We start from the raw sequence: 15,147 nt of genomic DNA on the forward strand, positions 1-15,147 counted from the left end.
GCGTGGCGGTTCGGGTGTCGGAAGGAGAAGGGTGACATGCTCTCCGGCTCACTGATCACCGGGTTCCACGAGCAAGTGAAGCGGTCGCCCGAAGCCGCCGCGCTCGTCTGGGACGACGACATCGTCCCGTACGGCCGCCTCGGCGCCGACGTCGCGGACATGCGGGGACAACTGCGGGAGATGGCGCCCGGCAGGCATCGCCCCGTCGCCGTCCAGGCGAGCAGGTCGCCAGCGACGGTCGCCCTGATCCTCGCCTGTCTGACGGAGGGGCGGCCGGTCCTGCTGGCCCCACCGGAGCTCGGCGTGGACTCCCTGCACGAGGTCGTGGCCCGGGTCGGCGCCGATCGCGTGCTGAACCGGGCAGCTACCGGCGACGTCGCCGTTGACGCCGTGACACCGCGATCCGACGCGTCCGAGCTGCCACGCGGTGTCCGGCTGCTCCTCACCACATCCGGCACCACCGGCCTGCCCAAGGTGGTGCCGTTGCCGGCGGCAGGTGTCGACGCATTCGTGAAATGGGCAGCCGACCGATTCGGCATAGGTCCCGGCCGGTCCGTGCTGAGCTACGCGCCACTCAACTTCGACCTGAGCCTGCTCGAGGTCTGGACCACCTTGGGCAGCGGCGGTTGCGCGGTTCTGGTCCCACCGGACCGGGCGACCGACGGCGCCCACCTGAGGGAGCTGATCGACCGGCACGAAATCCATCTCGTGCAGGGCGTTCCGCTGATGTATCGCCAGTTGTGCGACGGCGGACGGGACGACGAGGCACTGAAGACCCCACGGCACGTGTTGTTCACCGGCGCCGCCATGCCGTCTACGCTGATCAGACGACTGCCGACGCTGTTTCCCGCCGCAACGTTCGCGAACGTCTACGGCTGCACCGAAACCAACGACAGCTTCATCCACGACACGGACCTCGCCGGCTGGGACGAAGCGTCGGTGATGCCCATCGGACAACCGATTCCCGGCGTTCGGGCCCGCCTGGAGGACCCGGAGGGGCAGCCGCTGACCGGCTGTGGCGTCGGCGAACTTGTCGTGTGTACGCCGTTCCAGGCGCCCGGATACGTCGGCGCCGCACCGGGCCGGCCCGCCTTCGTCACACGTCACGACGACGATGGGCCGCACACCTACTTCCGCAGCGGCGACCTGCTGCGACGGCACCCGGACGGCACCCTGACCCTGGTCGGGCGTTGCGACTTCCAGGTCAAGGTGCGCGGCACGCGCGTCAACACCGAGGAAGTCGAGCAGGTCCTGCTCTCCCATCCCGATGTCCGGGAGGCGGCGGTGCTCGCACTGCCCGACGAGGCGGCCGGACACCGGCTGTCCGCTGTCGTGCGGCGCGCCCCCGGCTCCCCGTTGGGCACCATCGCCCTGCGTCGGCACTGTGCCAGCAGACTCACCAGGGCTGCCATTCCGTCGCAGGTGCAGATCACCGACGATCCACTGCCCCGAGGCTCGACCGGGAAAATCGACCGCGCCGCGTTGGCCCGGGCCAGCGAATAGGGCTGCGGCCGACGCGCGAACTGTTCACCACGACCATTCGTAGAACAAGGAGCAGAGCGTTGTTCATTCGGACCAAAGAGAACATCACCGCCGTGGAATGGGGCAACGGCCTCAGCTACCGGTTCCTCGTCGGTGCCGACGGTATGGGATTCACCGTCGCCGAAACCGTGGTGCACGCGGGAAGCAAGTCACGACTGCAGTATCGCCGGCACCTGGAGGCCTGCTACTGCATCGGCGGTCGTGGACAGGTCACCACTGCGGACGGCTCGGTGCGGTACGAACTCAGACCCGGTGTGCTGTACGCGCTCGACCAGCACGACGCGCACTTCCTGATCGCCGACGATCGGGAGGACCTGCTCCTGATCAGTGTCTTCAGCCCGGCGCTGCGGGGCGACGAGGTGCACAGCCTCGACGGTGCGGGATTCTCGGAGTACTGAGAGGTCCCCTTCAGCGCACGGCAGTCCGTACGGCCGGTCGTGATCGGCGGAAAGGGTAGACCTTGATCGAGTGGGACGATGACCAGCGGGAACTCCGCGGTGCCGCGCATCGGCTCGGTGAATCGCTGAGCGCAGGCCACCTCGAACGTGATGCCTCGGCCGAGTTCGCGCGTGACGGGTGGAGGCTGGCCCAGCAGTCCGGGCTGCTGGCGCTGCCGTTCGACAAGCAGTGGGGTGGTCTGGGCCGGGACCTGGTGACCACAATGTACGTTCTGGAGGGCCTCGGGTACACCTGCCGCGACGGCGGGCTCAGCTTCTCCTTGACCACACATATGGTGAGCACCGGCATACCACTGCAGCACTTCGGCTCGCCGGAGCTCCAGGGCCGGTTTCTGCCGGCGGTCTGTGCCGGCGAGCTGATCGGCGCGCACGCGATCACGGAACCCGAAGCAGGCTCGGACATGTTGGCGCTGCGCACCAGTGCCCGGATCGACGGTGACAGCCTGGTCCTCAACGGCAGCAAGGCGTTCGTCACGAACGGACCAGTGGCTGACCTGATCGTCGTATATGCCAGAACCGATCCCGAGGGTGGACCGTTCGGCACCTCCGCCATCCTCGTGGAGAGCGACCGGCCCGGCCTCTCTGTGGGGCGGCCGATGTCGAAGATGGGCTTGCGCACCTCCCCGCTCTCCGAGTTGTTCCTCGACGACTGCCGGGTTCCGACCGAGAACGTGATCGGCGGGCTCGGCTCGGGGTTCCTGGTTTTCGACCACGTGATGAAGTGGGAAGTGCTGTGTTCCTTCATCGTCAACGTCGGTGAGATGCAGCACCGCCTCGATCGGGTCGTGGAATACGCCAGAACCCGCCGGCAGTTCGGCAGCCACATCGGCACGTTCCAGGCGGTCGCCCACCGCATCGTCAACATGCGGATCGCGGTGGAGACCGCACGGCGCGCCCTGTACGACGCCGCATCACGGGTCATGCGCGACGAGCATGCCACCGAGGACGTCGCGATCGCCAAACTGCTCGCGAGCGAGGGGAACCTGGCCACGGCGACGGCTGCCGTCGAGACGTTCGGCGGGTACGGGTACATGACGGAATCCGGGATCGAACACGACGTGCGCGGCGCCTTGGCGGGCCTGATCTATTCCGGAACGAGCGACATCCAGCGGAACCGAATCGCCGCGATGATGGGTCTGAGCAAACCCGGGCGGGGCTGACCCGCTGCTACGCGCCCCCTAGCTCACCCGGCCCGGTACCAGGGGTGGCACAGGGGTTGATGGGCGTGCGGGCGTACCCGAGCGTTGCACTCGGGCGCACGCGGTTTTCTCTCACGGGCCGTGGCACACGGTTGCAGATGGCGGAGGCTTTCGATGGCGGACGACAAGAAAATCCTCGATTACCTGAAGCGGGTGACCGCGGACCTTCACCGGACGCGTCAGCGCCTGCGCGACGTCGAGTCGGGCCGGCAGGAGCCGGTCGCGATCGTGGCGATGGCATGCCGCTATCCCGGCGACGTCAGGTCGCCGGAGGACCTGTGGGAACTCCTGGTCACCGGGGGCGACGCCATCAGCGATTCCCTGCCCACCGACCGGGGCTGGGACGACGATCTCTACGACCCGGATCCGGACCGGTCGGGGAAGACGTACGCCCGGGGTGGTGGGTTTCTGGATGATGTGGCGGGGTTTGATGCTGAGTTGTTTGGGATTTCGCCGCGTGAGGCGTTGGCGATGGATCCGCAGCAGCGGTTGTTGTTGGAGACGTCGTGGGAGTTGTTGGAGCGGGGGGTGGGTGATCCGCGGTCGTTGCGGGGCAGTGCGACCGGCGTCTTCGTCGGATCGTCCGACTCCGGATACCTGCCCGACAAGGCCAGGGCACCCGAGGAGGTCGAGGGGTACGCCCTCACCGGCAACCAGGCCAGTGTGCTGAGCGGACGGGTTTCCTACACCTTCGGTCTGGAGGGTCCGGCGGTGAGTGTGGACACCGCGTGTTCGTCCTCGTTGGTGGCGTTGCATCTGGCGGCGCAGGCGTTGCGGCAGGGGGAGTGCTCGCTGGCCCTGGCCGGCGGCGTGACGGTGATGGCGGACCCCTCCGGCCTGGTGGAGTTCGCCCGCCAACGGGGGTTGGCGCCGGATGGCCGGTGCAAGGCCTTCGCTGACTCGGCTGACGGCACCGGCTGGGCTGAGGGTGTGGGTTTGGTGTTGTTGGAGCGGTTGTCGGATGCGCGGCGGAGTGGTCGTCGGGTGTTGGCGGTGTTGCGGGGTTCGGCGGTTAATCAGGATGGGGCGAGTTCTGGTTTGACGGCGCCGAATGGGCCTTCGCAGCAGCGGGTGATTCAGGCGGCGTTGGCGGGTGCGGGTTTGGTGGCGGGTGATGTGGATGTGGTGGAGGCGCATGGGACGGGGACGCGGTTGGGGGATCCGATTGAGGCGCAGGCGTTGTTGGCGACGTATGGGCAGGGTCGTGAGCGGCCGGTGTGGTTGGGGTCGGTGAAGTCGAATATTGGTCATGCGCAGGCGGCTGCGGGGGTGGCTGGTGTGATCAAGATGGTGTTGGCGTTGGGTGGGGGTGTGTTGCCGCGGACGTTGCATGTGGATCGGCCGTCGGGGTTGGTGGATTGGTCGGCGGGTCGGGTGCGGTTGTTGACGGAGGCGGTGGAGTGGCCTCGGGTGGAGGGTCGGGTGCGGCGGGCGGGGGTGTCGTCGTTCGGGGTGAGTGGGACGAATGCGCATGTGGTGTTGGAGGAGGGTGATGGGGTGGGGGTTGCGGGTTCGGTGTCGGTGTCGGGTGGTCCGGTGGTGTGGGTGGTGTCGGGTGAGTCGGTGGGGGGTTTGCGGGGTCAGGTGGAGCGGTTGCGGTCGTGGTTGGTGGGTGGGGTGGATGTGGATGTGGTGGGGGTGGCGCGGGGTTTGGCGGGGCGTGCGGGGTTGCGGCATCGGTTGGCGGTGGTGGGTGCTGGTCGGGAGGAGCTGCTGACCGGTCTGCAGCGGTACGCGACCGGCGTGACCACAGGTGACGAGTGGTCGGGCGCGGCGGTGGGGAACGTACGGCCGCGGTCGAAGGTCGCGTTCCTGCTCTCCGGCCAGGGAGCGCAGCGTCCGGGGATGGGGCGGGAACTTTACGCGACCTTCCCGGTGTTCGCGCAGGCCCTCGACGCCGTGTGCGAGCACCTGGACCGGGAGGTGGGCCGGTCGCTACGCGAGCTGATGTTCGCGTCGGACGACGAAGCCGCCGGACCGGAGGACGGCGGAACCCCGGAGCGCACGCTGGACCGGACCGGCTACGCGCAGCCGGCGTTGTTCGCGTTCGAGGTGGCGCTGAGTGAGTTGATGCAGTCCTGGGGAGTCGTCCCGGAGGCCCTGCTGGGTCACTCGGTCGGCGAGCTTGCGGCCGCCCACCTGTCCGGAGTGCTCAGCCTGCCGGACGCCTGCCGGCTGGTGGCCGCACGGGGACGGCTGATGCAGGCGTTGCCCCCGGGCGGAGCAATGGTGTCGGTGCGCGCCTCACGGGAGGAGATCGCGTCATCGCTGGGGCCGTACGAAGGGCTCGTCGACATAGCCGCGGTGAACGGCCCGGCCTCCACGGTGATCTCCGGGCAGCGGGATGCCGTCGCCGCGCTGGCCGAGCACTGGACGGCGGAGAGGCGCTCGGTCAGGTGGCTCAAGGTCTCACACGCCTTCCATTCCCCGCTCATGGATCCGATGCTTGACGAGTTCCGGGCCGTCGCGGCGGATGTCACCTTCCACCCACCGCGTATTCCGATCATCTCCAACGTGACCGGGGAACCACTCTCCGTTGATGAGGCGTCCTCACCCGAATACTGGGTCCGACACATCCGTCGGCCCGTGCAGTTCCTGGCCGGGGTCCGTCACCTGGTGGACGTGGGCATCAACACGTTCCTCGAGGTGGGTCCGACCAGCCCGCTGACGCCGGCCGTGGCCGAGTGCCTCGACGTGGCCGAGCCCCGGCACGACGACGATGGGCGCGACGTACTGCAGGTCGGCATCCTGCAAAAGGACCGCCCCGAGGTGTCCTCCGCCCTGACCACCGCCGGTCTGCTGTGGGCGCAGGGCGTTCCGGTGGAATGGCAGCAGATCCTTCCGCCCGGTGTCCCCGCCGATCTGCCCACCTACGCCTTCGACCACCGCGCCTACTGGCTGCGCGAACCCGGCCGCGACCGCCACCAGCCGTCCAGCGGGGCGATCGCGCTGTCCCACGGACTGCTCACCGCGTCGCTGCACCTCGCTGGCGGCGCCCCCACGCTGCTCACCGGCCGCCTTTCCCTGGATGCCCAGGAGTGGCTCAGCGACCATCGTGTCGCCGGCACCGTCATCCTGCCCGGCACCGCCTACGTGGAACTGGTGACACGTGCCGCTGACGAGGTCGGATACAGCCAGATCGAGGAGCTGATCGTCCAGGCCCCGCTGGCCGTCCGTGACCGCGACCCAGCCGACATCCAGATCGTTGTCGACGGCCCGGACACGGAGGAACGCCGCGGCGTCACCGTCTACGCCCGCACCCGCCATGCGACGAGTTGGACCCGCCACGCCCAGGCCACGATCACCCGGTCGCCCGCGCCCGCGCCGCCCGACGGATGGGCCCGGACGTGGCCGCCGACCGGCGTGCAACCGGTGTCGCTTGAGGGCTGGTATGCGGATCTGGCCGAGCGCGGGCACCACTACGGGCCCACCTTCCAGGGCGTGACCGCGGTCTGGCGACGCGGCAGCGATGTCTACGCCGACATCGAACTACCGCAGACGGCGCAAGAGGACACCTCCCGCTACGGCATTCATCCGGCACTGCTGGACGCCGCCGTCCAGGTGATGGCGGTGGCCGAGGTCTTCGCCGGCGAGGGTATCTGGCTGCCGTACACCTGGAGCAACGTCTCGCTGTTCGCCACCGGGGTGACGCACGCCCGCGTGCACGTCCAGGTCACCGGTCGGGACACCGTCGAGGTGCTGGTGGCCGACGCCGCCGGAGAACCGGTCGCGGCCGTCGGATCGATCCTCTTCCGCCCGGTGAGCCAGGAGCAGTTGGCCGTCCGTGGCGCCGGGAACCTGTTCCACCTGGCCTGGATGCCCGCACCTGGGACCAGCGACGCGTGGCACCCGCCCGCCGGGGACATCCCGGACCTCGTGCTGCTCGGCCCCGACCCCCTGACCGTCGAGCCGGATGTGGCCGCCAACCGGAGGTACGAGGACCTGTCGGCGCTCACCGCCGCCCTCGACGGCGGCGCGTCGGCTCCCGGCTTCGCTCTCGCCCCGTACCGCGTGGACCAGGGCGATCCGTTCACGGCGGCGGATGAGCGCGTGGACCACGTGCTGACGATGGTTCGGCAGTGGCTCGCCGATGAACGCCTTGCCTCCTCCACCCTGGTCTTGGTCACCTGTGGCGCGGTGGTAACCGGCACCGAACCCGCCGGAAGTGCCGGCGTCAGCCTGCCGGGCGCCGGGGTGTGGGGCGCGGTCCGGGCACTCCAACAGGAGCGTCCGGGGCGGATCGTGCTGCTGGACCTCGACCCGGCAGCCGATCCGGTCAGCGCCGCCGTGGACCTGCAGGCGACGCTGGCCGTCGCTGCGATGGGCGAGTCACAGCTCGCGGTGCGTACCGGGGAGCTGCTCGTTGCCCGTCTCGAGCAGGCGCCGGCGTCTCCTGGCGGGCGGGACGACAGCGCCCCCGGCACCTGGGACAGCGTTCTGATCAATGACGGTGGCGGCGCGGCCGCGGTAATGGTGGCCCGGCGGCTCGCCCAGGCACACGGCACCCGACGCGTGACGATCCTCAGCCCACGGGGACCGGAAGCGGCGGACGTGGCCGCACTCCGCGCGGCCTTGATGGATCTTGACACCGAACTCGCCGTCTTCGCCTGCGACGCCGTCGACCGGGCAGCTCTCACCGATGCGCTCGCTCGTGTCGCGACCCAGGGCCGGCTGACCGCCATCGTGCACCTGGATCCGGCCCTGGCCGGGGGTACGAGCGGCAGCGACGCCGCCGCCGCGGCGCGGTACCACCTGGCGGCCGCCGCCAACCTGCACGAACTCACCGCCCAGCACAGCCTGGCGGCCTTCGTCACCGTCTCCCGCGCACCGGACCTGCTGGGCGGTGGCGGGAGCGAGTCGGCGCGCCGTTCAGCGACCGCCGGCGTCCTCGACGCTCTGGCGCATCGTCGCCGGGGCCAGGGCAGCCCCGCCGTCTCTCTCGCCTGGGGCTCCGGCCGAGAGGACGGCGACCAACTGGTCGACGCCATCTGCGGAGCCGACCTGCCCGCCGTGCTCAACGTCCAGGTCGACCTGCCCGCCCTGCACTCGCGCGCCGCGTCCGGAGAGGCGCTGCCGTCGATGTGGTGGAAGCTCGTCCCGGTGTCGGCGACACGCCGGACCGCCACCGGGGCCGATCCCGGTTCCGACCTCGCACGGCGCCTGACGGGCCTGACAGCCGGCGAGCGGTTCCAGGCAGTGACCAACCTCGTGCGCGAGCACGTCGCCGCCGTGCTCGGCCACCGCAACTCCGAGGTCGTCGATCTGGAACGAGGGCTCGTCGATCTGGGTCTGACCTCGCTGACCGGCGTCCAACTGCGCAACCGTCTCGCCGCCGCGACCGGACTAAGGCTTCCCTCGACGATCATCTTCGACTATCCGACGCCTAGCGAGCTCGCCCGGCACCTGGCTGCCGAATTCTCCGGTCGGGCAGTCGTCAATGCCCCGGCCGGGCCGGTCGTTTCGGCAACCGACGACGATCCCGTCGCGATCGTGGCGATGGCGTGTCGTTATCCGGGTGGTGTGTCGTGTCCGGAGGAGTTGTGGGATTTGGTGTTGGCGGAGGGGGATGCGGTTTCGGGTTTTCCGACGGATCGGGGGTGGGAGGAGGATCTTTATGATCCGGATCCGGACCGGTCGGGGAAGACGTATGTGCGGGGTGGTGGGTTTCTGGATGATGTGGCGGGGTTTGATGCTGAGTTGTTTGGGATTTCGCCGCGTGAGGCGTTGGCGATGGATCCGCAGCAGCGGTTGTTGTTGGAGACGTCGTGGGAGTTGTTGGAGCGGGGGGTGGGTGATCCGCGGTCGTTGCGGGGCAGTGCGACCGGCGTTTTCGTCGGATCCCTCCCCTCGCAGTACGTCGACCTCGGTCGCTCCGGCACCCAGGCCGAGGGCCACGCCTACATCGGTAACGGACTGAGCGTCATATCGGGCCGGGTTTCCTACACCTTCGGTCTGGAGGGTCCGGCGGTGAGTGTGGACACCGCGTGTTCGTCCTCGTTGGTGGCGTTGCATCTGGCGGCGCAGGCGTTGCGGCAGGGGGAGTGCTCGCTGGCCCTGGCCGGCGGCGTGTACACCATCTCCAAACCCGCCCCCTTCCTCGCCTTCGCCCGGCAGCGGGCTCTGTCGGCGGATGGTCGGTGCAAGGCGTTTTCTGATGCGGCGGATGGTTTCGGTATTGCTGAGGGTGTGGGTTTGGTGTTGTTGGAGCGGTTGTCGGATGCGCGGCGGAGTGGTCGTCGGGTGTTGGCGGTGTTGCGGGGTTCGGCGGTTAATCAGGATGGGGCGAGTTCTGGTTTGACGGCGCCGAATGGGCCTTCGCAGCAGCGGGTGATTCAGGCGGCGTTGGCGGGTGCGGGTTTGGTGGCGGGTGATGTGGATGTGGTGGAGGCGCATGGGACGGGGACGCGGTTGGGGGATCCGATTGAGGCGCAGGCGTTGTTGGCGACGTATGGGCAGGGTCGTGAGCGGCCGGTGTGGTTGGGGTCGGTGAAGTCGAATATTGGTCATGCGCAGGCGGCTGCGGGGGTGGCTGGTGTGATCAAGATGGTGCTGGCGTTGGGTGGGGGTGTGTTGCCGCGGACGTTGCATGTGGATCGGCCGTCGGGGTTGGTGGATTGGTCGGCGGGTCGGGTGCGGTTGTTGACGGAGGCGGTGGAGTGGCCTCGGGTGGAGGGTCGGGTGCGGCGGGCGGGGGTGTCGTCGTTCGGGGTGAGTGGGACCAACGCACACGTCATCATCGAGGAGCCTGCGGACATCGTCCCGGCCGAGACGGAGCCGGCTGAGGTCGTCCCGGCGGACAGACCGGAGACCGGACGTGCGGTGTCCTGGGTGGTTTCCGCCGCGACGGAGCACGGACTGCGGCGGCAGGTCGAGCGTCTGCTGGGTTCCGTGGCTGATGGCCCGTCGTCGATGGAGCATACGGTCGCAGTGGCGCGCGCGTTGAGCCACCGCGCGACCCTGCGTCACCGGATGGTGGCAACGGCATCCGAGCACGCCGACCTACTGGCGGGGCTGACCTCGTTCCTCGCATCCGACACCACGACCGCTACACCGCCGAACGTGGTGAGCGGCGTCGTGGACTCCGGTGGTGGTGTGGTGTGGGTGTTTCCGGGTCAGGGTTGGCATTGGGTGGGGATGGGGCGGGAGTTGCTTGGGCAGTCGGCGGTGTTCGCGGGGGTGGTGGGTGAGGTGTCGGGGTTGGTGGAGCGGGAGGCGGGGTGGTCGGTTGTTGATGTGTTGGGTGGGGTGGTGGGTGCTCCGGGATGGGAGCGGGTGGATGTGGTGCAGCCGGTGTGTTTTGCGGTGATGGTGGGGTTGGCGCGGTTGTGGGAGTCGGTGGGGGTGTCGCCGGCGGCGGTGGTGGGTCATTCGCAGGGTGAGATCGCGGCGGCGTGTGTGGCGGGGGTGTTGTCGTTGGAGGATGCGGTGCGGGTGGTGGTGGGTCGGTCGGCGGCGATTTCGGCGTTGGCGGGTCGGGGGGCGATGGCGTCGGTGGGTGCGGGGGTGGGGGATGTTGAGGGTTGGTTGCAGGAGGTGGGTGAGGGTCGGTTGTGGGTGGCGGCGGTGAATGGGCCGTTGGCGACGGTGGTGGCGGGGGATCCGGATGTGGTGGGGCGGTTGGTGGAGTTTTGTGTGGGGCGTGGTGTGCGGGCGCGGCGTATTGATGTGGATTATGCGTCTCATTCGCCGCATGTGGAGGAGGTTCGGGAGTCGATTCTGGATCGGTTGGTGGGGTTGCGTCCTGGTGGGGGTCGGGTGCCGTTGTGGTCGACCGTGACCGGGTCTCAGTTGGCGGATGGGCGGTTGATGGACGCCGAGTACTGGTACACGAATCTGCGCAGCCCGGTCCGGTTCGACGAGGCCATCTCCGGGCTCCTGGATGAGGGGTTCCAGACGTTCGTCGAGATCAGCGGGCATCCCGTGTTGACCCCGGCTGTCGAGGACCGGATCCAGACCAGCGGTGTGCGCGCTTACACCGTACCGACCCTGCATCGCGACCAGGGTGACCTCCACCGCTTCCACACCTCTGTCGCCGAGGCGTGGACCCACGGCACGGCCGTCGACTGGCTCCAACTGCACGACCAGGAACCCGCCACTCCGGTTTCGCTGCCCACCTACGCCTTCGACCACAAGCGCTACTGGCTCAGCTCTGAGTCGGACGGCGGCGACCTGTCCAGTGTCGGTCTGGAGTCGGTGGAACACGGATTTCTGGGGGCGTCGATCGAACTCGGCGACGATGATGGCCGCGTGCTGACCGGCCGGTTGTCCCTCGCCTCGCACGGGTGGCTTGCGGACCACCGGGTGGGCGGCCGGGTACTGCTGCCGGGAACGGCGTTTCTCGAACTTGTGACACGGCTCAGCGACGAGGTGGGCTGCCGTCGCGTCGAGGAACTGCTGGTGCACGCCCCGCTGGTGGTGCCCGACCGCGGCGGCGTGGAGATCCAGGTCCGGGCCGGAGCTCCGGACGAGGTGGGTCGCCGTACGATCGTGGTCCACGCCCGCCCGCAGGACGCCACGAGTGGCTGGACCCGGCATGCCGAGGCGGTCGTTGCCTCCGGTGGTCCCGCCCAGGAGGTCGGACTGACCGCCTGGCCCCCGACCGGCGGCCGGTCCGTGCCACTCGAGGGACGGTACGAGGAACTGGCGGCGCGTGGCTACGAGTACGGTCCTGCCTTCCGTGGTCTCGTGGCGGCCTGGCGACGTGGCGGTGAGGTCTTCGCCGAGGTTGAGCTGCCCGAGCCGGTGAAGGAAGGCGCCCAGCGCTTCACCCTGCATCCGGCGCTGCTGGACGCCGCCGCGCACGCCATCGGTCTGGGGGACTTCTTCTCCACCGACGGGATCTGGCTGCCGTTCGTGTGGCGAGGGGTGTCCGTTTACGCGACCGGTGCTAGCCGGCTGCGGGTCCGTATCGGCTGGACCGGTTCCGACGCGGTCAGTGTCCTGGTGGCCGATGCCGCAGGTGAGCCCGTGGCGGCGATCGACGCACTCGTCATGCGCGAACTCACCCCGGACAGCCTGGCCGCCCTGATCGCACCCCCCGGAAGCAGTGATCTCGAGGGCCTCTACCGCCTGGAATGGGTGCCCGCGCCGGCCGCTGAGCCGGAGCGCGGGCGGGCTGGGACCGCCGTGATCGGGTCCAGCGGTGCCGTCCTCGCCGACGCGCTGACGTCGGCCGGCGTCGACGCTCGCCGCTATGCCGACGTCGCGGAGTTCCGCGCCGCGCTGGACCGACCCGAGGAACCGCCGTCGGTGGCGATGCTGCTGTGCCGTACTCCGGACGACGCGGCGCCGGACCCGGCCGCAGCCGCCCACCGGATGGCCGAGGATCTGCTGCTCACCCTTCAGGGATGGCTCGCGGACGAACGGCTCGCCGGCACCCGACTCATCGTGACGACCCGGGGCGCGGCGACGGCGGGCCCCGTCACGGACCTGCCGGCGTCGGTGCTGTGGGGGATGGTCCGTAGCGCCCAGTCGGAAAACCCGGGTCGGTTCACCCTGCTCGACCTCGATCCCGCCACCGGCGACAGACCGTCGGACCATGACTGGCCGACCCTGCTGGCCACCGCGGGCGTCGAACCACAGCTGGTGGTCCGGGACAGCCAGCTGCTTGCGGCACGACTGCGCCGTGCCGACGCCAAACGTGGCACCCCGCAGCGCCTGGGCGGCTGGAGCGGGGGCGCCGCATGGCGGATGAACCCGCTCGGCAACGGGTCGTTGGACGACATCGGAGTCGTCGCCTGCCCCGAGGCGCTCGACGCCCTCGAACCGGGCCAGGTGCGGGTGCGGGTGCGGGCCGCCGGGCTCAACTTCCACGACGTCGTGGTGGCGCTCGGCATGATTGACAACGACGGCTTCGGTACGGAGGGCGCCGGCGTCGTCCTGGAGGTCGGCGCCGGGGTGACCGGGCTGCGGTCCGGCGACCGCGTGGCCGGCTCGATCATGGGTGCCTTCGGACCCACCGCGGTCGCCGATCACCGGCAGCTCGTCCGAATCCCCGACGACTGGTCGTTCGAAGAGGCCGCTACGGTGCCCGCGGTGTTCCTGACGGCCTATTACGCGCTGGTCGACCTCGCGGAAGTAGCGCCGGGAGACCGGGTGCTGATCCACGCCGCCACCGGTGGCGTCGGCCTGGCCGCTGTCCAACTGGCCCGCCTACTGGGAGCGGAGGTCTTCGCGACCGCTTCACCGGCCAAGCAGCAGGTGCTCCGCGACTGGGGCATCGACGCCTCGCACGTCGCCTCCTCACGCTCCACCGACTTCGCCACGAAGTTCCTGGCCGTGACGGAGGGCGCGGGTATGGACGTGACGCTCGGCTCACTCGCTGGCGACATCGTCGACGCGACCCTCGGGCTGTTGCCGCGCGGCGGCCGGTACCTGGAGATGGGCAAGACCGACGTACGCGACGCCGGAAAGGTGGCTGCCGCGCATCCGGGTGTGCGATACCGGGCATTCGACGTCGGCGAAGCGACGGCAGAGCGTGTGGAGCAGATCTTCGCCGAACTGATGGACCTGTTCGCCGACGGGCGACTGCGGCCGCCGCCGCGTACGGACTGGGACTTGGCCGACATCGGCCAGGCGCTGCGGCACATGAGCCAGGCCCGCCACATCGGCAAGAACGTGCTGCGCATTCCGCCCCCGGTGGACACCGAGGGCACGGTGCTCATCACCGGTGGCACGGGCACCCTCGGCGGGCAGGTGGCCCGGCACCTGACGTCGGCCCACGGGCTGAAGCACCTGCTCCTGCTCTCCCGGTCCGGGCCGGAAGCGGCAGGCGCCGAAGAGTTGCGGGTCGACCTTGAGCAGCTGGGTGCCCGCGTCACCATCGAGGCCTGCGACGTCGCCGACCGCGCCGCGTTGGCCGCCGCGCTCGCCGGAATCCCCGACGAGCATCGGCTCACCGCCGTCGTGCACGCGACGGGAGCCCTCGACGATGCCACGTTGACCACGCTCACCCCGGACCAACTGCACCGGGTGCTGCACACCAAGGTGGACAGTGCCGCCCACCTGTACGACCTGACCCGCGAGCTGGAACTCGGCGCCTTCGTGTTGTTCTCCTCGGCCAGCGGCCTGCTGGGCGGACCCGGTCAGGCCAACTACGCGGCGGCAAACACCTTCCTGGACGCCCTGGCGGCGTACCGCCGGTCCACCGCCGGGCCCGCAACCAGCATCGCCTGGGGCCTGTGGGCCGAAGCGAGCGGCATGACCGGTCACCTGCGTGAGAGTCAGCGCAACCGCGGCGGCCTCCTGCCTTTGGCGACGTCGGACGCCCTGCGTCTGCTGGACACCGCTGTCGCCACGCCCGATTCGCTGGTGCTGGCGAGCGGGCTCGACACCCAGGCGCTTCCGCCGATGCCCATCTGGACCCAGCTGATCGGGTTCCGGCGCCGCACCGTTGCCGACGTACCCAGTGAGTCGTCACTCATCCGTGCTCTGACGTCGCAGGGCGACGACGAGCGGCACCGCACACTGCTGCAACTCGTCCGTTCGCAGGCTGCCACCGTGCTGGCGACCAGCCCTCAGGACATCGGACCCCACCGCGGGTTCACCGACATGGGCGTGGACTCCCTGACCGCCGTCGAACTCCGCAATCGTCTCTCCACGGCGGTGGGCCTCCAGCTGGCACCTACCACCATCTTCGACCACCCCACTCCGCACCGACTCGCCGAAAACCTCAGGCAGCAACTCGCCACGAAGATCGGCGGCGGCACGAGCTCCGCGAGTGACCTGCCGGAGGACGAGGTGCGCCGCGCCCTGGCGGCGATTCCGTTGCCCAGGTTGCGGAACGCCGGTCTCATGGACCGGCTGCTGGAACTTGCCGGGCTCGGCCCGGAACCCGCGAACGGGAAGGTTGAGCAGACCGAGGAGCAGGCGATCGACGACATGGACGTCGCCGAACTGCTCCAGCTGGTGCAGGACGAGGAATCATGACCCCACGAGGCCGGGAGCAG

Annotated in this window: 4 protein-coding genes; all 4 read left to right on the top strand. The window is 69.6% G+C overall.

Translation table 11 applies throughout. The features are described 5' to 3' along the window. Positions 1 to 36: 36 nt before the first annotated feature. Positions 37 to 1,503, top strand: coding sequence for an AMP-binding protein (locus O7627_RS15170; RefSeq protein ID WP_278094148.1), 1,467 nt, complete (start codon positions 37 to 39; stop codon positions 1,501 to 1,503). A gap of 59 nt (positions 1,504 to 1,562) precedes the next feature. Beyond that, positions 1,563 to 1,940, top strand: coding sequence for an ectoine synthase (locus O7627_RS15175; protein WP_278094149.1), 378 nt, complete (start codon positions 1,563 to 1,565; stop codon positions 1,938 to 1,940). A gap of 62 nt (positions 1,941 to 2,002) precedes the next feature. Further along, on the top strand, positions 2,003 to 3,160 hold the full coding sequence (locus tag O7627_RS15180) for an acyl-CoA dehydrogenase family protein (RefSeq protein WP_278094150.1): 1,158 nt from the start codon (positions 2,003 to 2,005) through the stop codon (positions 3,158 to 3,160). Positions 3,161 to 3,313: 153 nt separating this feature from the next. After that, the gene (locus tag O7627_RS15185) at positions 3,314 to 15,127 is read left to right on the top strand and encodes a type I polyketide synthase (RefSeq protein WP_278094151.1); all 11,814 of its coding nucleotides are present in this window, start codon (positions 3,314 to 3,316) and stop codon (positions 15,125 to 15,127) included. The last annotated feature ends 20 nt before the right edge of the window (positions 15,128 to 15,147 follow it).

Origin of the sequence: Solwaraspora sp. WMMD1047 (assembly GCF_029626155.1) — a bacterium.
Classification (GTDB): Bacteria; Actinomycetota; Actinomycetes; order Mycobacteriales; family Micromonosporaceae; genus WMMD1047.